This window comes from Nostoc sp. WHI (assembly GCF_015714725.1).
Taxonomy (GTDB): Bacteria; Cyanobacteriota; Cyanobacteriia; order Cyanobacteriales; family Nostocaceae; genus Nostoc.
Genome location: NZ_WBKM01000282.1, coordinates 19190 through 43027, shown reverse-complemented (window position 1 = coordinate 43027; position 23838 = coordinate 19190). Strand labels below are relative to the sequence as shown.

The following is a 23838-nucleotide window of genomic DNA, read 5'->3' as shown; positions in this document are numbered from 1 at the left end:
AACCAATCGAAAAATCGATAAGACATAGCCGTTCTAAAGGCTTCTAAGGCTTCAGTAAAGGTGTTCAAAGGTTTGCTTGCCCACCTACGTCTCAAGCCTCCTGTCAATGATCTCCAAGCGCCGTTCGTTTACCTGGGAAGTAGACCAAGCAAGGTGCTTGGGTTAAAAAGTGGTGTAATCGGTGGTAAGTCACCCCTATAGCATTCTCTGCGAGCTGAAATAAGTTTTTTCTCTCACTTTCTCCCAATAATCCTCCTACATAGTGTCTAAACTCTCTTTTTTGAGCTGAATATAAAACAACTGGATGGAAGCTTTCTGCTACTCGCAAAGCCATAACTTTTTCAGACAAGAAAGGTATAGGAACCTTGAAGTTAAAAGGGACTTATGACCTTAACCACTACGACATTAAGCAGATTAAGCGTGTCCGTTTAGTGCGTCGCGCTGACGGGTATTACGCTCAATTTGCGATAAGTGTTGACCAAACTTTTGTTACTCAACCTACTGGTCAAGTGATAGGTATTGACTTGGGATTAAAGTATTTCATTGCTGATAATATTGGCAACGTTGAACCATCGCCCCAGTTTTACCGCAAGTCTGAGAAACAGTTGAACCGCGCTAATCGCAAGAAGTCCAAGAAGTACGATTTGTCTAAAAATATTGATAAAAAGCCACAATCAGCCAACTACTACAAAGCACGAAGAAGGTATGCGCGTAAGCATTTAAGAGTAAGTAGGCAGCGAAAAGAATATTGCATTCGATTAGCGTATTCCGTCATCCAATCTAACGATTTGGTAGCCTATGAAGATTTGAATGTGAAAGGCATGGTCAAGAACCGACATCTAGCCAAATCAATATCTGACGCTGGATGGTCAACTTTTCGTCAATGGTTAGAATATTTTGGACACAAATATGGGAAGGTAACGGTTGCTGTGCCTCCCCATAATACTAGTCAAAATTGTTCTAACTGTGGTCAAAAGGTCAAGAAGTCTCTATCTACAAGGACTCATGTTTGTCCTCATTGCGACTTTGTAGAAGACAGGGACGTGAACGCCAGCATCAATATTCTGAAACTTGGATTAACTACGGTGGGACACACCGGAAGCTACGCTTGGGGAGATTTGCCCTCTTGGGCAGTTGGCGCAAGCCTGCCCTCTTATGGCGAGTCAGGGAACCAAGAATCCCCGTCACTTTAGTGCGGGGAGTGTCAATTCGTTATGGATATCTTCTACTACCAGCACCCACTACACCAATTTTGTGACGATAGGAGAGTTCAGCGCCAAACCAGCCGGAAAGACTAGTTAGGGTACCAACAATGAGTGACAGAACTAGTCCCCAAGGTAGTATTCGGGATTCAGCGTCACCCAAGCGCAGGAGGAAGTTGACGACTGTTAAAACTAGGAGAGAAATATTAAGTATCAAATGCGCCCAACCGGCGGTGTGCTTGCGGACTCGTTCAATTTTCAAAAAGTCGCTCAGTCCGATCGCTGCTGCGAGGAGGCCTCCAGCTAATCCGAGTCCGATTAACCAAAGGGAAGCCCTCGCCCAGAAGAAATCTTTTGTTAACCAGTAGCCAAAATCGCTTCCTAAGGCGGCGGCTAAAAAGGCGATCGGAAAGATCACACTTAAAGGGTGTAGGGGATGTCCTGCGATCGCAACTGTGCTTGGTACGCCGCTATCAAGATACTCACTGTCGTTACTTTCAATAAGTGGTGGGATATTTGGGAACGGTGTTGAAGTTGTTTGTGTTGTTTCTGTGGTTTCCATTATTAGTATCCTGAATTTACTAGCATCCTATTTTTAAGCAGAAGAAATTTATTCAACGTAAGATTCAGCTTGCAGAGTTAATTTGTCTAGTTCTACTTCTAGTTGACTAACTTGTAGGCTTATTCCTTTTATGGCTAGATAATCCTATTTCTGCCGCTTTATTCAACGCCTGTTATCCTAATCCAGCACTGTCTGGCATTGTTAAATAACTCTTGCTTTAGAATACCCCCAAGTTAATTTAATAAACTAGCATTAGAAATTTATCTATCTAGCGATGGAGTAAAAACTTAAATGTTGTCTATCCAAAAGTAGAACTACAAAATTTATGATAAAAACTTTATCGCTTTCAGCAGAGATCCAACGCAAGCGATCGCCATATAAAAAGTGCAGGGCTGTTTCATTCCCTCCTGCCCCCCTGTCCCGCTTAACGTGTGGCAAGATTGAAATCAGATCGTATCGCACTTAACTAGGCAAACAAGATGCTGGGAAACACCCTTGTTGGAAGATACCAAATTATTAGTAACTTGGGAGGTGGGGGTTTTGGTGAAACTTTTGTTGCTTGTGATACGCAATTACCCGGTTCACCTCAATGTGTCGTTAAGAAACTTAAGCCTCAAGCAAGTGATCCACTAACTTTGGAGACAGCTAGGCGTTTATTTGATACGGAAGCACAAGTTCTGTATAAATTAGGAACTCACGATCGCATTCCCCAACTTTTAGCTTACTTTGAAGAAAACGCCGAATTCTATCTCGTACAGGAATTGATCGAAGGTCATGACCTGAGTCAAGAATTAACACCAGGTAAAACCTTAAGTCAAGACCAGGTAATTTCACTTTTACAAGAACTTTTAACTATCTTAGAATTTGTCCATCAACAGAATGTAATTCACCGTGATGTTAATCCCCGAAATATCCTCAGACGCCACCCAGATGGCAAATTAATCTTAATTGATTTTGGTGCAGTTAAACAAATTACTACTCAATTGATTACTCCCCAAGGTCAAACTATTGCTACCGTTGCTATAGGTACGCCTGGATATATTCCTGGTGAACAAGCTCATGGTACACCTAAATTAAGCAGTGATATCTATGCTGTGGGAATAATTGCTATTCAAGCCCTCACTGGATTATCACCAGAGGAAATAGTTAAAGATGCTGATACTAATGAAATTATCTGGCAGAATCAAGCCACTGTAACGCCAGAATTCGCTCAATTTTTAGATAAAATGGTGTGCTATGACTTTCGGCAACGCTATCCTTCGGCAACGGTAGCATTACAAGCCTTGAAAGAGTTAACACAACCACCCGCTCAGACAATAGCGTTAACTCCTCCTCCACCAAAGAATATAAATAAACCTCGACCTAAAAAAGGTATATTGGTCAAATTTTTATTAGCGATATTTTTAATTACTGTTAGCGGAATTGGAACAATATTTATTTTTAATTACATTAATTCCAATAATGCCATAGAGTTATCCAAACAAGGAAATACGCTTTTTGATTTGCAACGTTATCAAGACGCGCTAGCAGTGTATGAAAAAGCAGTTAATATTAGACCAGATTACGCTCAAGGATGGAATGGTCAAGGCAAAACGCTATATGAGTTAAAAAAATACAAAGAAGCACTAGCAGCTTATGATAGAGGAATTCAAATTCAGCCAGATTATTTTGAAGCTTGGAGCGGACGAGGCTTTGTATTGGGAAAATTACAGCGATATCAAGAAGCGATCGCCTCTTTTGACAAAGCCTTAGAATTAAATGATAAAAACTCGGAAGTCTGGAATGCTAAAGGTGAAGTTTTCAGTAATTTAAACCAATATGACCAAGCAATTAAATCTTATGAAAAAGCGATTGAATTGAAACCAGATAATTACGAAGCTTGGTACAAAAAAGGATTAGCCTTACAAAATTCTAAACGATATGAAGAAGCGATCGCAGCCTATGAAAAAGTCGTTGAGTTAAAACCAGACTACGAACAAGCTTGGTATAATCGGGGAAATGTGCTAGTCAATTTGCAACGTTATGGAGATGCGGTTATAGCTTATGATAAAGCGGTGCAATACCAGCCAAATTATCATCAAGCTTGGTTATCAAGAGGTAATATACTGATAAATTTACAACGCTATCCCGAAGCAATTAAATCTTTTAATCAAGTAATTAAATACAATCCTGGTAATTATCAAGCGTGGTATAATCTGGGTTGGTCGCTGCATCAAAGCCAACGCTATGAAGAAGCAGTAGGCTCTTATAATAAAGCAGCAACAATTAAGCGAAACGACTATCAAGTTTGGTATAATCTGGGAAATTCACAATACATTTTGCAAAAATACGAAGATGCGATCGCATCTTATAATAAGGCAGTTCGTTATAAAGCAAACCATTCCGAAAGCTGGTATAGCAGAGGTAATGCCTTATTAAATTTGAAACGCTATCAAGATGCGATCGCATCTTACGATCAAGCAATAAAATACAAGGCTAATTACCAACAAGCGATAGACGCCCTCAACCAAGCCCAAAGTCAACTGCAAGCCGAAAAATCAAAGCCTGTAATTGTGCCAATCCTGCCATTTCCTAATTCCACCAATCCACCACAGACAACACCCTAGTAGCCTGTCAAGTTTGATTTTATCCAAAAACTTTTTGTCTGATCACACATTTCAAAAATCCTGTATTATAATTGAAGTGTATGGGTCCGTCACGGTTTCGACAGGTTGGCGAACGCTACTCTGTGATTCAGGTCGAGAGTGAGTCTCCTCTCGGAAATCAAAGGCTCGAAAAAAAAGTAAATGCGAACAACATCGTTAACTTTGCTCGTAAGGACGCTCTAGTAGCTGCCTAAAAAACGCCTCTTATAGGTTCGAGCGTCTTCGGTTTGACTCCGTTAAGGACTGAAGACCAAACCCCAACGGATGCTCTAGTAAGCGTTCTCTGGTTGGCTTGCTAGCTAAGATTAAATCAGAGCATCCTACGTTCGGGATAATGAACGATTCCCGCCTTGAGGGTCAGAAAGGCTAAACCTGTGAATGAGCGGGGGGTCAATACCCAATTTGGACAGCAGTTCGACTCTGCTCGGATCCACTAAAAATAGTTAACAAGTCCACCTGGTAATTTGATATCCAGGTGGATTTTGTTTTTGCTGTGTAAACACAACTAAATTAGGACTTACGCAAAACTACACGCTGTAGGGGCAATTCATGAATTGCCCCTACCTGAAAATCAAGGCTTCGGCTATTGTTTGCGTAAGTCCTGTAAATATAAAAATTTTAAGTCATTTATAAGCCAGTAAAAAGTCTTTTGTCGCTGAAGTTTGTCAGTTCTAATCTCAGTTAGCGCTAAGGTTTAATGGAATTAACAAGAAAGGAATGAATTTAAAACTCAAAATTAAAGGAACCTGACGCCATGAGACAGAATATTCTTATTAGCATTGAATCAGATAACGTTCAAACAACCCAACTTTCAGAAACCACAGCAGTACCATCAATTACTGAACTAACAAAGCAAGTTTCTTATGTGGGAACTCCCCTGCAAACAGATCGCTGGATTTACCGGATTGTCGTCGGCGCACTGGCATTAACTTTAGTATCTTGTATTGGCGGTACAGTCTGGCTGCAAGCCAATGATAAGAAAATTCCCGAAATCCTGATTGGGCTTGGGACGGGTGCTCTAGGTGGCTTGGCAGGACTTTTAGCGCCTACGCCAACCAAAGAATATTAAAGTGAATATTTTAAGCGATCGCATTCTTAGTTTACTCACTGAGTGCGATCGCTTATTTCCCTGAATCAACCAGTTCAAAGCAAAATTCGATCCCTGTAGAACAACTTTTATTTTTAACTACTTTCACAAGAACTGGTTCCTTACCTTTAATATTCATAGATTGAAGTTTTTTCAGCACGGTTGAGCGAGAAGGTGTGTCAGATGCAGATAGAGCTTCAATGAAAGCCTGAGTTGCATTATAAGTAGTAGCGGTGCGCCAACTAACCTGCCCGCCCCACATATCTTTTGCTTTATCTGCAAATTCTTTTGCATCTGGTGTACCTGCAAACCAGGGGACAGGTACAACCATGTTTTCTAAAGCTGCTCCACCTGCTTTTAAAGTATCTGAACTATAAAAAGTAGGTGATACCAGCAGCAGCTTTTTTTGGAGGTTTGTCTGAGTGTTTCGTGAACGGGCAATTTGAATAGCGACAGGAATTATATCTACATTGGGGAACAAGATAAGTGCATCGGCTTCCTTTAATTCACTGAGTAAAACTTTGTCATTTACATCTAGTTTAGGATCGGTCAAATCTACTTTTTGGACAATTACTTTTTTATCCTTCAAAAGACTTTCCAAAGCACTTGTTAAGCTTTTACTATATGTTTCCTCAGGTTGATAGAAAATCATAGCTCGTTTTACGTTATGATTAACAGCATATTTTGCTAGCTGTTCAACAAGCAGTTTATCGATAGTAACTGTTCTGAAAAAAACTTTACCTTTTAAATAGCTACTACTGCTAGTGGGAGATATCATAGCTAAACCAACTTTTTCATACTCTGGTAATGCTGATAAACTAGCACTGCTACTATAATGTCCAATTACCCCCAAAACATTTGTATCTCTAATTAGGCTTCGGGCAACTTTTGTAGCTTGGATTCGCTCGGTATCATCATTGGCAATTACAATCTGCAATAACCGAGTATTTGTTTTTACACGTTCTTCATTGAAACTATTCTGTGCTTGCGCTACTCCTCGTAATATTTCTTGAGCAACTGCTTTTCTGGCATTTACAGGTATTACAACTGCTAGAGTTAGAGGATTTCCTTGTTTATTGGCGAGTGCATTATTATAGTAAATCCACACTTCTGGATCGTTGCGATTAGCTTCTATAGCTTTTTGAAACGAATTAATAGCTGTTGAATACTCTTTTTTCTTGAAAGCCTCATTTCCAATTAATAGATCAAAATTTGTATCTATATCACGGAAAAAAGTACGCTCACCTGTACTTAATCTTTCCGGCTCTGCTAGAGCTATTGATGAATAATAATAATAGAAAGTTAACTCAGTAATCTCTTTCCGTAACCCTACAAGTATAATAATTGCAAATAAGATGCTAGCTACTAACCCGATAGCAAATCGCTGTTGAGATCGTTTGTTGAATTCTTGACTAGCAGTTAAAAACTGATAATCCTGAACACTCAAACTTTTATTTTTAGCCCATTGCCATGCATACTGTAATGCCTTACCGCGTAAAAGTTGTGAATTATCCTGATAATTAGAATCTAACCAAGCAGTTATCGCCTCTGCATATGGTCGCAGATTTGTTAATGTCTTATCAACCCAACTTTGGTCAAAAACTGCTTGATAAATGCGGTTATAAACTCTTAATTTTCCCTGACGTTTGACTACTAACCCCGACAGCCGCAATTTCATTTGTTCAGAACTTTTGTCTGCTGCTAATTCACCCTGCTGCAAAATTTGCTGATACAGCCCTAGTAGCTGTCCAATATCTTGCTCATTGCTAAAAATGCGATCGCGTATCGTCCTTAAATGTTCTGGCTCATCATGAGCTTCCCAGCTTTCTATAATCTGGCTTTTTACAAGGCTTGCTACCCACTCAGCTTCAGTGGATTGTGGATAATCTAAAAATTCTGCTGATTTTTGCAGGATGAGTTTACACAACTTTTGGGTGAGAAAAGGTTGACCACCTGTCCAAATCAAAACCTCTTTTAATAAAGCTTGAGAATTACCTACCTTAGCTAAACCTTTAGCTAAATTTGCTGCTTCATCTAATTCAAAACCAGTGAGTTCAATAGCTCTACCAATATTAAATGGTGTCCGATTTTTGTCGCTAATCAAATCTGAGGGCGTCCCTACTCCCAATAACACAAATGTCAGACGTTTGTAATCTGGCTTTTCCGTCCGTTTGTTATAAAAAGCTCTGATAACAGCAAAAAAATCATCCTTAAACTTTAAGCTGAGGAGGCTATCAATTTCATCAAAAAAAATAATTATATTATGAGAGATTTCATTCAGCAATACTTGTTCGATAAATTCAGCCCAACACTGTACCGGAGAAAGTAACTCACGCTTCTGCCACCAAGTTCGTAAGTTAAAATTTTCTGATATTTCAAAAACTTCGACGAGAATTCTAATTAAGCCTCCATACCACTGCTGTGGGGTAACTTCTTGAGTACCGATCGCAGTAATATCAATAGCAGCACAGGCAATCCCTTCTTTGAGCAGCCTTTGCATTATTTGCACTCGTAAACTGGACTTGCCCATCTGTCGGGAATTTAAGATATAACAAAACTCTCCAGCTTTCAGGGCGTGATAAAGTTGATCATCTGCTTGACGACGTACATAAGTAGGGGCATCAACTGGTAAGCTGCCTCCAACTTGATAAACTAAATTTGATTCTGCACTCATAAACTGCTAAACATTTTATTTGCTTGTCTAAGTCAAAGAAGTAATGGGAAACTCTGTTTATTTAACCGCACATTTCAGTCTGACGAGATTAAGCGATCGCACAAATACTGACGATACAATTTGCAGCTAATTGTTACCTCATTTCCCGATAAATTTATTAGTCCCATGCTGTGCAATTTATATGCTTGCATTGTTTCTAGTCGCACGCTCGTATTTGCCATACAAACTTTTTTCAGCACCGCCGCTAATTCTGGATGCTGTTGAATTACCCACCAATATCGCCGCAGATGGGAGCTATAAATTCCCGCTTCTGTGGGAGCAGTTTGCAGAATTTGTTGGAGGGTAATACTTTGATTATTTTTCAGATGAGAGAAAGCCTGCTGCACTAAATATGGATGTCCACCCACCATATCCATCAGCAGTTGAACTTGAGTCAAATTCCAAGAGAGTCCCTGCTGTTGAGCTAAATTCTGGACTTGTTCAGAGGTAAATTCTGGTAATTCTATTGATTCCCCAACATTAAATGGTGACTCATTAATTTTCAGATGAACGTAGACTTCTGTAGAGTGAGCAACTACCAATCGTAGTCTTTGCCAAATAGAGCGAATTTTTGCTTCTTCGTGCCAAGCTCGCAAAAGTCCCAGGAAGTCGGCAGCTACTTTTTGATGTGGAAAAATCCGATCCACTTCATCCAACCATAGCACCAGAGGACTTTCTACTTTAGCCAACAAATATTTTTCAAAATATATCTTGCAGTTTACCTTGCTGGTAGAAAATTGCTCATCCCAGTAATCAGCAAGTTTGTTCGGCATTTCCAGAGTTTGACCAACACTAATACAGAACCATTTCAAAAATCTATCCAGGTTGCTAAAATCTTCTGGGTCTGCATAATGAAGGTTTAAAGGGACAATTCGACATCCCCGTTTTGCTAATTGCTGTAAAACTTTAGCCATTAAAGATGTCTTACCCATCAAGCCAGGTGCTTTAATTTGCAATAAAGCCCCCGGTTGCAAAAGTATCTCGTAGCAAAGAGATTCAATAGGAGGGCGTTCCACATACATAAAGTCCGTCTCTGACTTATCGGGAAACGCCAAAACGATCGCCTCTTCAGTTTTACTGTTGTTGTCGTCGTAGTCAAGATATGCGATCGCTTGCCATTCCTGTCCCAACTTTTGACAAATTTCTTGAAAATACCAACAATCAACAGGTTTGCCGTTGAGGAAGTTACTAACAGTGGCGAGAGAACATCCTAACTCGTCAGCCAAATCTTTTTGGCGTAGATAACCACAACGTTTGACAGCCAACTTGACTTTTTGGATACAATCTTTGCGAACTATAACTGAGCGTGACATTGCTATGTTTTTGAGCGGCAAGATGCTCAAATTATACAGTTTGTTTCCTGCCTTACCATAAAAATCAGTTATAACTCAGTTATAAGTCAGAAATTTGTTTTAATTTTTCGCCGTAAGCACTCTACTGTAATGCTATTCCGTGTTTACAAAATTTATTCCATGCTAACATTCGCATAGTGCGGGATAAGCACTGTACAAAAACTTCTCAACAGTAAAGATTCTCGACTTTTTTTAAGAAGTTGGGAATTGATCCTTTCGATTTTCAGATACATCGGCTGCATAATTTATGCTTTTTATTACAATTTTATGCTCAACAAGATATGAGATACATGATATTTTTGGATTAGAAACCGATATTAAAAAATAGCACCATAAAATACATACTGTGTATTTTAGTTGAATTAATATTTAGTAGATTTTTTGAGTTAAAAACTTTACTAGAAAAAGCAACAATTGATACAAGTTGTTTTTTTGAAAAACTACTATTGATTACAACTTAAAAAAAAAATAATAGTGACAATGGGGAAAGAAAAAACCTGTTAATTTGCGCTCGGAGACGAATAATGGTAGCGATGTCTACGACCGACAAGGCCAACGCAGAGAACGTTCAACATCGGCTAACTATACAAACTGTAGAAATTGCCCCTAACACAACGGCGATTCGCTCTCTTGATTGGGACCGCGATCGCTTCGATATCGAATTCGGACTGCAAAATGGCACAACCTATAATTCATATCTAATTAGGGGCGAACAAACAGTTTTGATTGATACTTCTCACCAGAAGTTTCGCGATCTGTATTTAGAGACTCTAAAAGGTCTTGTCAACCCCAAAACAATTGATTACATAATTGTCAGCCACACAGAGCCAGATCATAGCGGCTTGGTGGAAGATGTTCTTCAATTAGCTCCTAGAGCCACCGTCTTAGCCTCAAAAGTTGCGCTGCAATTTTTAGAAGGTTTAGTGCACGATCCTTTCTCGAAGAGGGTTGTAAAAACAGGCGATCGCATCGATATCGGCAAAGGACACGAAATCGAATTCGTGAGTGCGCCTAATCTGCACTGGCCGGACACAATCTTTAGCTTTGATCGCAAAACCCAAATTCTCTACACCTGCGATGCTTTTGGGATGCACTTTTGTGACGATCGCACCTTCGACGAAGATTTAGAAGCGATCGAAGCTGACTTTAGATTTTACTACGACTGCTTGATGGGCCCTAATTCTCGTTCGCTGCTGAATGCGATGAAGCGGATGGGTGATCTAGGGAAGATTAATATTATCGCCAACGGTCACGGGCCATTACTATACCATCATCTAGATGTTCTAACCGGGTGCTACGAAAATTGGAGCCAAAAACAAGCTAAAGCAGAAACAACAGTTGGCTTGTTTTTTGTCTCAGATTACGGTTACGGCGAACGCCTTGGTCATGCAATCGCCGAAGGTATACTGAAAACCGGAGTTGGGGTAGAAGTCCTGGATTTGAGTACTGCTGAGAGCCAAGAAATCCAAGAACTAGCCGGGAGAGCAGCTGGGATCATTATTGGTATGCCCCCGACTTCCGCCGCCGCCGCCCAAGCTAGTATCAGTTCGCTGCTAGCTGTCGCTAAGAACAAGCAAGTGGTTGGGCTGTTTGAATGTTACGGTGGGGATGATGAACCCATTGATACACTCCGCAGAAAGTTTATCGACTCTGGCATTAAAGAAGCTTTCCCAGCGATTCGGATTAGAGAAGCTCCTACCGCATCAACATTCCAGTTGTGTGAAGAAGCGGGTAAAGACTTCGGACAATTGCTAGTGCGCGATCGCAACATCAAGCAAATCAAGTCCCTTGATGTCAACATGGAAAAGGCGCTGGGTCGCATTAGTAGTGGACTGTATATAGTCACTACTAAAAAAGAAGATGTGTCAAGTGCAATGCTGGCATCCTGGGTAACGCAAGCGAGTTTGCAACCATTAGGATTGACAATTGCCGTTGCCAAAGACCGCGCCATTGATTCCTTAATGCAAGTAGGCGATCGCTTCGTCCTCAACGTTTTGGAAGAAGGCAATTATCAAGAATTGAAAAAGCACTTTCTCAAGCGTTTGCATCCCGGTGCTGACCGATTTGCTGGGGTGAAAACTCAAACCGCGAAAAACGGTTCCCCAATTCTAACTGATGCTCTAGCGTACATCGAATGTGAAATCCAGAGCAGCATGGAATGCAGCGACCACTGGATTTTATACTGCACCGTCGAAGAAGGCCGTGTCTCCAAAAACGATGGATTGACAGCCGTTCGCCATCGCAAAGTAGGTAATTACTATTAATCGAAACAGTGCCCAGTTATGAGTGCTGAGTCAATACGGTTTGGTTAGTGCATAGTCCTTAAAGATCCCCCTTAGTCCCCCTTAAAAAGGGGGAAATAGAGCCATCCATTCTGAGCAAGCCTTAAAAAGCTATCCATTCTTAGCCCCCCTTTTTAAGGGGGGTTGGGGGGATCAAGTCTTATCCGAACCTTATTGAGAGATGAAGGGGATAGTTGGAACTTAAAGTTTCAGGCTCAAAGGCTCAACTTCGAGGCTCAAAGGCTCAACGTCGAGGCTAAAAGGCTCAACGTCGAGGCTAAAAGGCTCAACTTCGAGGTTAAAAGGCTCAACGTCGAGGTTAAAAGGCTCAGCGTCGAGGCTCAAAGGCTCAACGTTGAGGTTAAAAGGCTCAACGTCGAGGCTCAAAGGCTCAACGTCGAGGTTAAAAGGCTCAACGTCGAGGTTAAAAGGCTCAAGCTTCAGCCTCAGAACCTCATTCTCCTCATCTCCCTCATTTTCTCCAATGCCCAATTCCCCAACTTTAAAACAGTTATGCCCAATTCCAAGCCACGCGACGTACAAGTTCTGCCAATTGCTACAAATACTAAAGCTATCAGAGCACGTAGTTGGTCACGTCTGCGGTTTGAAATTGAATATGCACTTGAAAGAGGTACTACCTCCAATTGCTATTTAATTGAAGCTGATAAAACCGCACTTATTGATCCACCGCCAGAAAGCTTTACCGAAATTTATTTAGAAGCATTACAGCAGACTGTAGATTTGCAACATTTGGATTATATAATCCTGGGTCATTTTAATCCCAACCGAGTTGCAACTCTCAAAGCAATTTTAGAACTCGCACCACAGGTAACTTTTGTCTGTTCTCTTCCCGGTGCAAACAATTTGCGTGCTGCTTTCTTAGAGAAAGATTTGAACGTCTTAGTGATGCGGGGGAAAGAAACTCTAGATTTAGGCAAAGGTCATGTTTTAAAATTCTTCCCCACTCCTAGTCCACGCTGGCCAGAAGGACTTTGTACCTATGACCAGCAAACCCAAATTCTTTACACAGATAAGTTATTTGCAACTCATCTCTGTGGCGATGAAGTGTTTGATGATAACTGGGAAGCGCTTAAAGAAGACCAGCATTACTACTTTAACTGCCTGATGGCTCCCCAAGCTCCCCACGTAGAAGCAGCTTTGGAGAAAATATCAGATTTGCAGGTGAGAATGTATGCTGTGGGTCACGGGCCATTGGTACGCACCAGCTTAATCGAACTTACCAAAGCTTATGGAGAATGGAGCCGTTCTCACAACGATCGCGAGATTTCTGTTGCTCTACTTTATGCTTCAGCTTACGGAAATACGGCGACTTTGGCACAAGCGATCGCTCTGGGACTAACTAAAGGTGGAGTCGCAGTAAGATCGATCAACTGCGAATTTGCCACTCCTGATGAAGTTCGCATCAACCTAGCACAGTCAGACGGTTTTATCATCGGTTCACCCACCATCGGCGGTCATGCGCCAACTCCCATTCATACTGCTTTAGGTATTGTGTTATCGAGCGGTGACAACAGCAAACTTGCTGCGGTATTTGGTTCCTATGGCTGGAGCGGCGAAGCATTTGATTTAATTGAAGGTAAACTTCGGGATGCTGGATATCGCTTTGGTTTTGACACCCTGAAGGTCAAGTTTAAACCTGATGAAGTTACGCTCAAGCTCTGCGAAGAAGTAGGCACAGACTTTGCCCAAGCGCTGAAAAAAGCTAAAAAGGTGCGGGTACCACAACAAGCCGCGACTCCAGTAGAACAAGCTGTGGGTCGGATTGTTGGTTCCGTGTGCGTGATTACAGCGAAACTTGGAGAAGTGTCCACCGGAATGTTAGGCGCTTGGGTTTCTCAAGCCACCTTTAATCCCCCTGGACTTACCATTGCCATCGCTAAAGACCGAGCGATCGAATCTTTGATGTATCCAGGCGGTAAGTTTGCCTTAAATATTCTATCTGAAGGCAATCATCAAGATTACATGAAACATTTCCGCAAATCTTTCGCGCCTGGGGAAGATCGATTTGCCAACTTTAATACAGCAGTTGCGGACAACGGCTGTACCGTCCTCACCGACGCTTCCGCATATTTAGAATGCTCAGTTAATCAACGCCTGGAATGTGGCGATCACTGGGTTGTGTATGCAACTGTGGACGAAGGTAAATTACTCAAACCTGATGCCGTGACTGCCATCAACCATCGTAAAACAGGCACTCATTATTAAATAGTGAGAAGTTTGACCTAACGAAACCGCCTTAGCTCAAATATAGCCAAGGCGTTTGATTACAAAAATTATCTTTTTCTTGTGGGATAGGCATCTTGCCATCCCAGTTTTTTTGTCGATAATAACCAATTTTAAAAAAGAATGCGGCTTGTAGAGACGCGATTCATCGCGTCTGTTACCCAAGGATGTGTTACTAGAGTCTCTATCTTTAGACCGATGTTCGAGGTTTTTTAAGTTTTAGATTATACACAATCTACTTTTAGATTACAAAACCATCTATTGTTTTAAAGGGACTCCGACAACACTCTGGTAGATTTCTGAAATGAGCAACCATTGGCTACAAACTGTCGTGAGTGCGATCGCAGGCGTATTGCCTAGCTTCCGCCCAACGTAGGAGCATCAAGTCAAAGGTTGTTTCTGCCCTGCGACGAAATTCTTATCTACCGAACACCAGAGTTATTAAGGAGCCTGTGCCAAGTGAATCCCAGTGACAGCACCATCGACAAACCATCTTTAGAAATCAACGCTTCTCGCCAGTTTACCGCTTGGCTGTATGAGCAAAACCTTAGTTTGTCCTTCACTACCTATCAAGCCGGAAAGTTGTTCTTCATCGGCTTGCAACCAAACGGCAAATTGTCCGTGTTTGAACGCACCTTTGAGCGGTGCATGGGGTTGTATGCCAATGGCAACAGCCTCTACATGAGTTCCCTGTACCAACTGTGGCGATTTGAAAACATTATTCAACCCGGACAAAACCACCAAGGCTACGATGCTCTCTATTTGCCTCAAGTGGGTTATGTGACAGGAGATTTGGATATTCATGACATCGCGTTGAGTAAAGCAGAAGAGAAATATTTAGGATCACAAAAATTAGTATTTGTCAATACTTTATTTAGTTGTCTCGGAACAGTCAGCGAAACCCATAGTTTCGTTCCCCTGTGGCAGCCAACCTTTATCAGCAAGCTAGCGGCGGAAGATAGATGTCACTTAAATGGGTTGGCAATGCAGTCAGGAAAACCCAAATATGTCACTGCTGTCAGCCAATCGGACGTTGCAGAAGGTTGGCGGGAGCATCGGGTAAATGGGGGCTGTGTCATTGATGTAGAAAGCAATGAAATTGTGTTGCGGGGGCTGTCTATGCCCCACTCTCCCCGATGGCATCAAGAAAAACTTTGGCTGCTCAACTCAGGGGCGGGAGAGTTTGGCTTTGCCGACTTAAAGCGGGGAGTGTTTGAACCAGTCGCTTTCTGTCCAGGATATCTGCGCGGTTGTGCATTTCATGGTGACTTTGCAATAGTAGGAATTTCCCAACCCAGGCATAATAAAACCTTCAGTGGCTTGCCTCTAGACGAGAAATTGCAACAGAAAAACGTTGAGCCTCGCTGTGGGTTACTGGTAATTGACTTGAGGAGCGGTGATATTGTTCATTCTCTGCGAATGGAGGGGGTGGTACTGGAATTGTACGACGTGGTAGCACTTTTGGGTGTACGTCATCCAATGGCGATCGGGTTTCGTAGCGATGAAATTCGGCGGGTAGTGACGGTGGGATCGGATCAAAATCTATAATTCAACAGCAATAGCACCTAATCTAGCAGTTTTCAACTTGTCTAATCTTGATGGCAACAATGGTTTTGCGATCGCTGGGTCTTTGAGTAACAAAATCATCGTTACTGCTACTGATGAAGTTTTGGTAACTTTGACTGGGATTAATCCTACAACGTTGATTGCTGCTAATTTCACCATTGTCTAAACGAGCTGAAGTAATATTTAATTTTGGCAATTATTCATGATCCAAAACTAGCCACTTCTACAGGACGTTCCACAGCTAATTTTTTACGGTTAGTTTTGATTTGTTCAATTTTGTGAAGAGTTTCAGCAGTTAAATAACTTTCACCGCAATGAGTACAGGTTATCGTTGGAATATTTTCTATTACTAGCAGGTCTTTACCCTTACCGTAAGTTCTAGTAATTCGGCGGATTTTGACACCTTCACTTCCACAAATATCACACAGCATTTGCCGCTTTCCTGGTATTAGGGTATGTATACAGTAATAATAACAAGTTTTCCATTCGGACTTAGCTTGGCATTTATCTCAACTTCTTCGGCATCAAGAGTTAAACCTCTAATGCGATATTTAGATTCTGCTGTCACTTTATCTTTTTGACGTTCTGCCAATTTAATAAACATCTAACTCTGAAATTTTCAAAGTTTCTAAATCCATAACCAGAACGTTTAATCAGTTTAAGTTTGTTATTAATTCCTTCAACCACACCACTATTTGTCCCATTATCAAATTCAGGAGTACTCAGCACTCAGCACTCCTGAATTCTTCTATTTGTTCTAAAACTTCAATTCCCCATTGTGTAAGGGTTTCGCCTATCACTTTTTGTGTGCGTAGGCGTAGCCCGTCGTAGACATCGCCTAAAATTGCAATCAGATTTGATGTATCTAAATCTACTAGTACTGCACAGTAGTGCCCCTTTCCTTTAACCAGAGCTATCTCATCAATCCCAAGTCTTTTTAAGTTTAAAGGTTTTAAATCTGATAATTCTTCTGATGCATCCTTTAAGATACGTTCTATCTCTTCTGTTGTCACTATTCCTTTTGAGGCGATACTATGAATATCGTTTTCTAAAACTTCTTGTATTATTTTGTGTGCAAGACGTTTTGTATAAGTCCTTTTTCTTCTCACAAAATCTAGGTCTTCTCTACGAGACGCTACGCGAACGCTAAACGGTTTTTTACATTTATCACATTTGAATTGTCGCCTATTAATTTCTAAAAATACTGGTTTGTCTCCAAAGGGTAAGTCTTTAACAATGTATCGATGATTTTGATGCAATTTATGACTTTTTGCACCACATTTAGGACAAATACTATTTGATATTTTCGATTCGGTTTGTAAAATAATTCCAATCCCACCATGAAGACGATGTGATATGACTTTGACATTCTCTAAACCAAGAAGTTCTGTTAAAATTTTAATATCTTTTTTGTTGACCACGACTATAAATACACCAAAAAATATTATTGTTATATTTATATAAATTAACAATAATGTTGCTTGATCAAGAGTAATACCAATACGATAATCACCAACTCGAATCTTATATTTATCACTATAGCCTTTCAGCTTTTTAAGATATCCTAATTCAAATGGATTCTCTGATTCAAGTTCTTGAAACACGATAGATTCTACACGGCTTTGAATCTCAATCGGTAAATCAGCAAGTTCTTTCAAGAACCTTTTGGTATATTCAACTTGCCACATTTTCTTCTTTTAGTGATTGATAATATTTTAGTGCTTCCTCTTTTGATAGTGGTTCTTCTTTCTCTACTTCCTCCATGAGTTTTGCTAAACCGTAATCCTCAAGAATTTCTTCAATTTTTTCAAATTCAGCGATAGGAATTTGTACAGCAATAGGTCGTTGATTTTCGTCGAGAACATAATTTTTGTGAACTTCAAGCATTTTAATAACTCCTATTTGTAAAAATCTATTGATATTCACCTGTGAAATTTTTGGTGTCAGGTAATTAGATTTTAACAGTTTATCGCGATCGCATGGATTGACCTCTCCCCCAACCCCTCTCCGAAGCGGAGAGGGGAGTCGGATTTCTCCCCCTTCCCTACAAGGGAAGGGGGCTGGGGGTTAGGTCTTTTCATAACAAACTGTGGAAATACGCATCAAAACTTTATCAAGTTCGTGTCTCACTTCTTCATTTTTAATTCGCAACAAACGCAGTCCCCTAGCTGACAAAACTTTGTCACGTTCTGCATCATATTCGGCTTGTTGTTCATGAATTTTGCCATCTACTTCTATCACTAATGCAGTTGCATGACAGTAGAAATCTGCAATAAAGCCATTGATAATTTGCTGACGGCGAAAGTGCAAACCATTCAGGCGATTAGCACGAAGATGTTGCCAAAGAATTTTTTCTTCTGGTGTCATTTGCTGACGAAGTTCTTTGGCACGTTGCACTTTAACTAAATCTACTTTGTATCCGATTACAATATTGCGAGTTCCCTCTTTTTTCAATGGATAGGATTCTTCGGGTGTTGGATTATTCATTTATAAAGTAGGAAAATAGATTTTTATCTTTATATTATGTGTGACCTCTCCCCCAACCCCTCTCCGACGCGGAGAGGGGAGCCGGATTTCTCCCCCTTCCCTCGTAGGGAAGGGGGTTGGGGGGTTAGGTCTGTGTGCAAAGTGAGAGGGTGCGATCGCAGTTCACTATCTTTGCTTATACCAAATAAGGACATTAGATAATTTTTAGTATAAATTAAATAAATACCTCCTGTTTGATATTTGAACTATCTATCAGATAAAAGCCTTGTAAAGGTTGTTTTTTAGTCTCGCTAAGTTTTCAAACCTCAAATTTAATTTCTACATATTATTATTTATTCTATTGTTATGGAAAAGAATGTGGCATTACGCAAAACTGATCAGGGCTGGAAATTTATTGATGAGTCTGAATTAGAAACTTTTGTTTGGGATAATTTAGAAGAAATATTTGAACTAAAGCCCTTAACGCGCCAATTATCTATAAAAGGAGAAATTTGTGACATCTTAGCAACAGGAGAAAATAATCAACTAGCTATTATTGAACTGAAAAATACAGAAGATAGATATGTGATTAATCAACTTACACGCTATTATGACAATTTGTTAGAAGAACAACCTTTAAAAACTAATATTAATTATGATGAAGAAATTCAGTTCTGTTTTGATAGAAAATCGAAAAAGATACTATTGTTTCTATGGCTAATTATTCCCAACCGCCAAAATAAAACTATTGCTAGAATGCAAATTGATTCAACGCAAGAATATCTTACATATCAGCGATATGCTCCTGTGAAAGAAGGAAGTATATTTTGGGAAAAATTCTTTAATCGTATTTTTTATACTGTTTCAGAAAATAAAGGCAGCTTTTTCAAACAGGGAATATTTGTTGATGATATTAAATCTCTAGTTGACAAGGCATTACAAATATGGCTAGAAAGAATCAATTAAAATAACTTTAGCTTCAACTTCACGAGTATATAAACAATGGTCGCCTTTTCCTTCTCTATGAAATGTGCAACCTGCTTGTTCTAAAAGCTTAATTAACTCCTTTGGTTTCAGGGAAGGTATATTTTTAGGCATAAACCTTTCTTAATTCATCTATCTCTAAATCTTGTTCTTTTCCTTCAAAAGATAAAAATTAATGTAATTCATCTATTGAAACGGTAGATTTATAAATATTACTTTCAGACTCATAAACCAGTTGAAAGGATTCAATTGCTTCTTTCAGTTTATTAACTGCATCCTCTTGAATATTTCCCTGCCCGACAATGCCGTTTTCTAAACATAAAGCAACCCAATAGCCAGAACTTTTTCTGAGTACAACGGTGTAAAAATTCATTCTTTCCTCCGACTTAATAACTATTTTTTAAGGTTTCTTCTAATGTAAAAGGAGATTCTTGAGGAAAGAAATTTAATTTAATCCCTGTTTCCTCAGATGCTTTTAGACGAGCTTTTTGATAACAATCTTCAAATACTTCTACAAGTAGAGGTTGCAAACTAGGACTATCTTCTAATAATGTTTCAATACAGATACGCTGTTCAGAAATGGTACTGCGCCAACTTTCACTACGTTTTTCTGGTTGATATTGCCATTTCAGCAAGTGCATTAATAGCACAATTAATCGATTTTTTAACTCGCGTTTTTCGCTTCTCCCCATGCTTTCAATTTCTTCAACTAAATTAGGTATATCTATTTCATTAAAATTATTTTCTTTTAACTGCTGGGCAAGTGTTTGCGTCCACAAGTAAAAATCTTGTTCATAAAGATTTTTTTCATTGATAAAAGATGAACTGGTCATTAATATTCCTCTTGGAAATGCTAAAAATTAGGTGGGCATAACACCCACCTAATTAAACTATACCAACAAAGCCTGCTCCTCCTTAGAAATAACTCGCCCTTCATCCTCAAAACCGAGGATTTGATCAAAGTTCAAATACCGATATAAATCATCTGCAAAAGGCTCAATTCTACTCGCCACAATATCCAAATATTCCTGCACTGTAGGAAGCCGTCCTAGCAGCGCACAAACTGCGGCTAATTCTGCTGAACCAAGATATACTCGCGCATCTTTACCCATGCGATTATTGAAGTTGCGGGTAGAGGTAGAAAACACTGTTGTCCCATCAGCAACTCGCGCCTGATTACCCATACACAAGCTGCATCCTGGCATTTCTGTACGCGCACCCGCAGCCCCAAAAATGCTATACACACCTTCTTCTTTTAATTGGTGTTCATCCATCCGCGTTGGTGGTGCTATCCACAGGCGAGTTTTCACTTCACCCGCGCCTTCCAAAACTTTCGCTGTTGCCCGATAATGACCAATATTCGTCATACAAGAACCGACAAATACCTCTTGTACTGGATCATTAGCAACTTCCGATAATAATTTAACATTATCCGGGTCATTGGGAGCAGCAACAATTGGCTCTTTGATTTCGTTCAAATCAATTTCAATTATTTCGGCATACTCAGCATCGGCATCGCCTTCTAATAACACCGGATTTGCTAACCATTCTTCCATCTTTGCCACACGGCGCAGCATGGTACGCGGATCATGATAGCCCCGTGCTATCATATTTTTCAACAGCGCGACATTAGAACGCAGATATTCGGAAATTGTCTCTACACTCAGCTTAATTGTACATCCGGCGCAAGAACGCTCGGCACTAGCATCGGTAAGTTCAAAGGCTTGTTCAACTTTTAAATCTGGCAAACCTTCTATTTCCAAAATTCGCCCGGAGAAAACGTTTTTCTTGTTCTGCTTTTCTGCTGTCAGCAAACCTTTTTGAATTGCGACGTAGGGAATGGCATTCACGACATCCCGCAGGGTGATACCTGGTTGCAATTCACCTTTAAATCTTACCAATACTGACTCTGGCATATCTAAAGGCATGACACCCAAAGCTGCTGCAAAGGCTACCAATCCAGAACCGGCGGGGAAGGAAATACCTAAGGGGAAGCGAGTGTGAGAGTCGCCGCCAGTTCCCACGGTGTCGGGTAGCAGCATCCGATTTAACCAAGAGTGGATGATACCATCACCGGGACGGAGGGCGACACCGCCACGGGAGGCAAAGAAGTCGGGAAGTTCGTGATGAGTTTGGATGTCTACTGGTTTGGGATAAGCTGCTGTGTGGCAGAAACTTTGTATCACTAAGTCTGCACTGAAACCAAGACAGGCGAGTTCCTTTAATTCGTCGCGGGTCATGGGGCCTGTGGTATCCTGGGAACCAACGGTGCTGATAATGGGTTCGCAAGATGTGCCGGGACGCACACCAGGTAATCCGCAAGCTTTACCTACCATTTTCTGTGCCAAGCTGTAGCCTTTGCCTGTATCAAAGGCTTGCTGAGGACGGGTAAAAACTGTACTGTGTTCCAAACCAAGTGCAAGACGAGTTTTATCGGTGAGGGTACGTCCAATAAGTAAAGGGATGCGTCCACCTGCGCGGACTTCATCGAAGATGGTATCAGGTTTGAGGGCAAAGGTGGAAATGATTTCGCCTATTTCGTTGGTGATTTCACCTTTGTAGGGATGGATGGTAATCACCGCGCCGGTTTCGAGTTTGCTGACATCGCACTGGATAGGCAAAGCACCGGCATCTTCTGCTGTGTTAAAGAAGATTGGCGCGATCGCACCACCTAAAATATAACCCCCAGCGCGTTTGTTTGGCACAAAAGGTATATCATTTCCTGTATGCCACAATACTGAGTTGATAGCAGATTTCCGCGAGGAACCAGTACCAACTACATCCCCCACGTAAGCTACAGGATGCCCTTTTTTCTTCAGTTCGCCAATGGTTGCCAAGCTTCCCGGTTGCCGTGACTCTAACATCACTAAGGCGTGTAAGGGAATATCTGGGCGAGTTGTGGCACTTTGGGCGGGGGATAAGTCGTCAGTATTGGTTTCGCCAGGAACTTTAAAAACGGTGACAGTAATCGCTTCTGGTAGTGTTGGACGAATTGTAAACCATTCAGCTTCCGCCCAAGAGTCAATCACCCGCTTGGCGAAAGGATTGGTTTTAGATAACTCTAAAATATCGTGGAAAGCGTCATACACCAAGAGGATTTTGCTTAAGGCGTTGGCGGCATAGGCGGCGATGGGTTCCTTTCCTTGTCCACCCATGACTAGAGGTGTTTCAGATGAGTCTGAGAGGGATACAGTAGGCCATTGCAGCAAATCGATTAAAGATTGCACGTTGTAACCACCTACCATCGTCCCTAACAATTGCACCGCTTCTATGCGCGAAATTAAGGGACTAGTGATTTCCTTTTTGGCAATGGCACTAAGAAATCCAGCTTTGACATAAGCTGCTGGATCTACACCAGGAGAAACGCGATCGCTCAATAGATGTAATAATATATCTTCTTGACCCTTTGGCGGATTTTTCAGTAATTCGCACAGTTCAGATGTTTGCTTTGCATCTAATGGTAAGGGGGGAATTCCCAGTGCTGCTCTTTCGGCAAGGTGTTTACGGTATGATTCCAGCATTTTTATGTTCTCCAGTGGGGTGATTTCCCGTTAACAAGGGGGAGTTTTGGCCAGGGTTTAGTGATAAAAGTTTACCGTAGTTTTATTGCTTCAAGGGTTACGGTTAAACGCTTTTGTATAATATTCTAATCTGTTTCTATTAGAATAGAAGCAATACCTGTTATCAAGATTTGTACTCTTTATGAGCAAAATAGAAATTCCAGCATTTAAAGTAATTCAAAATAATATACCTATGCTTTTATTTATCACTACTGTTCAAATGATTTATGAGCGTTTTGATGTGTCCCAGAGAATTTCTGACAAGACATTAGGATACCAAAGATCCTTTTCTAAGCCTAGAATTAAAGAAATAAAAAATTACATTAATCAAGAGCAAGGTATTATACCCAATTCTATCTTAGTAAATATTGATGAAGGTAAATTTTCTTATTTAGAAAATGATAAATTATTAACTTTAAATAACACAGAATCTCTGGGGCTGATCATAGATGGTCAGCATCGAATAAAAGGTTGTTATGAGGCAAACCCTGACTTTCCATTAATGGTAGTTGCTACTTTAGGATTATCTGTTAAGGAACAAGCTCGACTGTTTATTAAAATTAATAAGACTCAAAAAGGTGTTCCCGCATCTCTTTATTTAGACCTACTTAATTTATTAGAAGGAGATATTGAAAATTTTGATGAAGAAGGAGTTACAGCAGAAAGACGAGCAACAGAAATTGCAACTAGATTAAATGAGACAGATGAAAGTCCTTTGTATGAATTAATCAGAAGAACAGGAGACGCTGGACTTGGTATATCTTTAAGTGAATTTGTTAACCAAACTAAGGATTATGTAGAACCCAGAACAGGCAAACTTGCTACATTAGGTTTTGAGCAACAATATAAAGTTTTTGAAATCTACTTTCGTTCTATTAAAGCAGTGTTTCTAGAACAATGGGATGATCCAAAATCTTACATTCTGAAAACAGTTGGATTTTGTGGTATTATGAAAGCATTCTATGAGATTTTTAATCTGGTTATACAAAAATATCAAATGTTTAATACTGAAAATACAATTAAAGTTCTTCAGTTGATTCAAGATTTTAAGTTTAATAAAGAGAACTTACCTAGTGGGGGAGGTTTTAAAGCGCAAGAAAAAGTCGGTGAAATGATGATTAGCCGATTAAAAAATGCGGTTCGTGAAGATTTTGTGGTGATGATTGGAGATTAGA

20 protein-coding genes, 1 other RNA gene and 3 pseudogenes are annotated in these 23838 nt (G+C 40.4%); 10 read left to right on the top strand and 14 right to left on the bottom strand.

The window, feature by feature from the left end:
- Nucleotides 1-87 precede the first annotated feature (87 nt).
- Nucleotides 88-334: pseudogene (locus F8S12_RS28850) on the bottom strand (transposase); the annotation flags it as partial.
- Here F8S12_RS28850 and F8S12_RS28845 point away from each other — a divergent pair.
- Nucleotides 288-1193 (top strand): annotated as a pseudogene (locus F8S12_RS28845) (RNA-guided endonuclease InsQ/TnpB family protein); the annotation flags it as partial. The pseudogenes F8S12_RS28850 and F8S12_RS28845 sit on opposite strands and share 47 nt — an antisense overlap.
- 19 nt (nt 1194-1212) lie before the next feature.
- Here the strand turns inward: F8S12_RS28845 and F8S12_RS28840 are convergent.
- On the bottom strand, nt 1213-1764 hold the full coding sequence (locus tag F8S12_RS28840) for a DUF2231 domain-containing protein (RefSeq protein WP_196519694.1): 552 nt from the start codon (nt 1762-1764) through the stop codon (nt 1213-1215).
- Between the two features lie 479 nt (nt 1765-2243).
- Here F8S12_RS28840 and F8S12_RS28835 point away from each other — a divergent pair, with 479 nt between their 5' ends.
- The 3 genes from F8S12_RS28835 to F8S12_RS28825 all read left to right on the top strand — a co-directional run bounded on the left by F8S12_RS28835 (nt 2244) and on the right by F8S12_RS28825 (nt 5478).
- Nucleotides 2244-4370, top strand: a complete 2127-nt coding sequence (locus F8S12_RS28835) for a tetratricopeptide repeat protein (protein ID WP_196519693.1) — start codon at nt 2244-2246, stop codon at nt 4368-4370.
- 82 nt (nt 4371-4452) lie between these two features.
- Nucleotides 4453-4845, top strand: a transfer-messenger RNA (tmRNA) gene (ssrA, locus tag F8S12_RS28830).
- Nucleotides 4846-5163: 318 nt separating this feature from the next.
- Nucleotides 5164-5478, top strand: coding sequence for a hypothetical protein (locus F8S12_RS28825; protein WP_196519692.1), 315 nt, complete (start codon nt 5164-5166; stop codon nt 5476-5478).
- A gap of 52 nt (nt 5479-5530) precedes the next feature.
- On the opposite strand, the gene F8S12_RS28820 is transcribed toward F8S12_RS28825, so the two are convergent.
- Together F8S12_RS28820 and F8S12_RS28815 are read right to left on the bottom strand one after the other, a co-directional pair.
- Nucleotides 5531-8170 (bottom strand): AAA-like domain-containing protein, encoded by a 2640-nt coding sequence (locus tag F8S12_RS28820; protein WP_196519691.1) that lies wholly within the window; start codon nt 8168-8170, stop codon nt 5531-5533.
- A gap of 74 nt (nt 8171-8244) precedes the next feature.
- A complete protein-coding gene (locus F8S12_RS28815) occupies nt 8245-9522 on the bottom strand; it encodes an AAA-like domain-containing protein (RefSeq protein ID WP_196519690.1) in 1278 nt (425 codons plus the stop codon).
- A 563-nt stretch (nt 9523-10085) separates the two neighbouring features.
- Between F8S12_RS28815 and F8S12_RS28810 the strand changes: the two genes are divergently transcribed.
- Nucleotides 10086-11825: a diflavin flavoprotein gene (locus tag F8S12_RS28810; RefSeq protein WP_196519689.1), complete on the top strand. Its 1740-nt coding sequence runs from the start codon at nt 10086-10088 to the stop codon at nt 11823-11825.
- 219 nt (nt 11826-12044) lie between these two features.
- Here the strand turns inward: F8S12_RS28810 and F8S12_RS28805 are convergent, their stop codons facing one another.
- The gene (locus tag F8S12_RS28805; RefSeq protein ID WP_196519688.1) at nt 12045-12335 is read right to left on the bottom strand and encodes a hypothetical protein; all 291 of its coding nucleotides are present in this window, start codon (nt 12333-12335) and stop codon (nt 12045-12047) included.
- 21 nt (nt 12336-12356) lie between these two features.
- On the opposite strand from F8S12_RS28805, the gene F8S12_RS28800 reads away from it, so the two are divergent.
- From F8S12_RS28800 to F8S12_RS28790, 3 genes are all read left to right on the top strand, one after another.
- Nucleotides 12357-14069: a diflavin flavoprotein gene (locus tag F8S12_RS28800; protein ID WP_196519687.1), complete on the top strand. Its 1713-nt coding sequence runs from the start codon at nt 12357-12359 to the stop codon at nt 14067-14069.
- Nucleotides 14070-14546: 477 nt separating this feature from the next.
- The gene (locus F8S12_RS28795; RefSeq protein WP_331001460.1) at nt 14547-15635 is read left to right on the top strand and encodes a TIGR03032 family protein; all 1089 of its coding nucleotides are present in this window, start codon (nt 14547-14549) and stop codon (nt 15633-15635) included.
- Nucleotides 15636-15672: 37 nt separating this feature from the next.
- Nucleotides 15673-15819, top strand: a complete 147-nt coding sequence (locus F8S12_RS28790) for a hypothetical protein (protein ID WP_196519686.1) — start codon at nt 15673-15675, stop codon at nt 15817-15819.
- A 34-nt stretch (nt 15820-15853) separates the two neighbouring features.
- On the opposite strand, the gene F8S12_RS28785 is transcribed toward F8S12_RS28790, so the two are convergent.
- From F8S12_RS28785 to F8S12_RS28760, 5 genes and pseudogenes are all read right to left on the bottom strand, one after another.
- Nucleotides 15854-16084 (bottom strand): type II toxin-antitoxin system MqsA family antitoxin, encoded by a 231-nt coding sequence (locus F8S12_RS28785; RefSeq protein WP_196519685.1) that lies wholly within the window; start codon nt 16082-16084, stop codon nt 15854-15856.
- 17 nt (nt 16085-16101) lie between these two features.
- Nucleotides 16102-16245, bottom strand: coding sequence for a hypothetical protein (locus tag F8S12_RS28780; protein WP_196519699.1), 144 nt, complete (start codon nt 16243-16245; stop codon nt 16102-16104).
- Nucleotides 16218-17056 (bottom strand): annotated as a pseudogene (locus F8S12_RS28775) (transposase). Before F8S12_RS28775 ends, F8S12_RS28780 begins: the two are co-directional and overlap by 28 nt.
- A gap of 271 nt (nt 17057-17327) precedes the next feature.
- A complete protein-coding gene (locus F8S12_RS28765; protein WP_331001459.1) occupies nt 17328-17579 on the bottom strand; it encodes a hypothetical protein in 252 nt (83 codons plus the stop codon).
- A gap of 141 nt (nt 17580-17720) precedes the next feature.
- On the bottom strand, nt 17721-18140 hold the full coding sequence (locus F8S12_RS28760) for an endonuclease domain-containing protein (protein WP_196519684.1): 420 nt from the start codon (nt 18138-18140) through the stop codon (nt 17721-17723).
- A gap of 345 nt (nt 18141-18485) precedes the next feature.
- On the opposite strand from F8S12_RS28760, the gene F8S12_RS28755 reads away from it, so the two are divergent.
- A complete protein-coding gene (locus F8S12_RS28755) occupies nt 18486-19085 on the top strand; it encodes an endonuclease NucS domain-containing protein (RefSeq protein ID WP_196519683.1) in 600 nt (199 codons plus the stop codon).
- On the opposite strand, the gene F8S12_RS28750 is transcribed toward F8S12_RS28755, so the two are convergent.
- From F8S12_RS28750 to acnB, 4 genes are read right to left on the bottom strand one after another with little or no spacing between them, the layout of a single operon-like run.
- Nucleotides 19068-19217: a type II toxin-antitoxin system HicA family toxin gene (locus F8S12_RS28750; protein WP_196519682.1), complete on the bottom strand. Its 150-nt coding sequence runs from the start codon at nt 19215-19217 to the stop codon at nt 19068-19070. The genes F8S12_RS28755 and F8S12_RS28750 overlap by 18 nt on opposite strands.
- A gap of 58 nt (nt 19218-19275) precedes the next feature.
- Entirely contained in the window at nt 19276-19476 is a 201-nt protein-coding gene (locus F8S12_RS28745) for a type II toxin-antitoxin system HicB family antitoxin (protein ID WP_230968341.1), read from the bottom strand.
- Between the two features lie 13 nt (nt 19477-19489).
- The gene (locus F8S12_RS28740; protein ID WP_196519681.1) at nt 19490-19936 is read right to left on the bottom strand and encodes a DUF29 domain-containing protein; all 447 of its coding nucleotides are present in this window, start codon (nt 19934-19936) and stop codon (nt 19490-19492) included.
- 57 nt (nt 19937-19993) lie between these two features.
- Nucleotides 19994-22624 carry a bifunctional aconitate hydratase 2/2-methylisocitrate dehydratase gene (gene acnB, locus F8S12_RS28735; protein WP_196519680.1) on the bottom strand — a complete coding sequence of 877 codons (2631 nt, stop codon included), beginning with the start codon at nt 22622-22624 and terminating at the stop codon, nt 19994-19996.
- A gap of 181 nt (nt 22625-22805) precedes the next feature.
- Here acnB and F8S12_RS28730 point away from each other — a divergent pair, with 181 nt between their 5' ends.
- Nucleotides 22806-23837: a DGQHR domain-containing protein gene (locus F8S12_RS28730; RefSeq protein WP_196519679.1), complete on the top strand. Its 1032-nt coding sequence runs from the start codon at nt 22806-22808 to the stop codon at nt 23835-23837.
- Nucleotide 23838 lies beyond the last annotated feature (1 nt).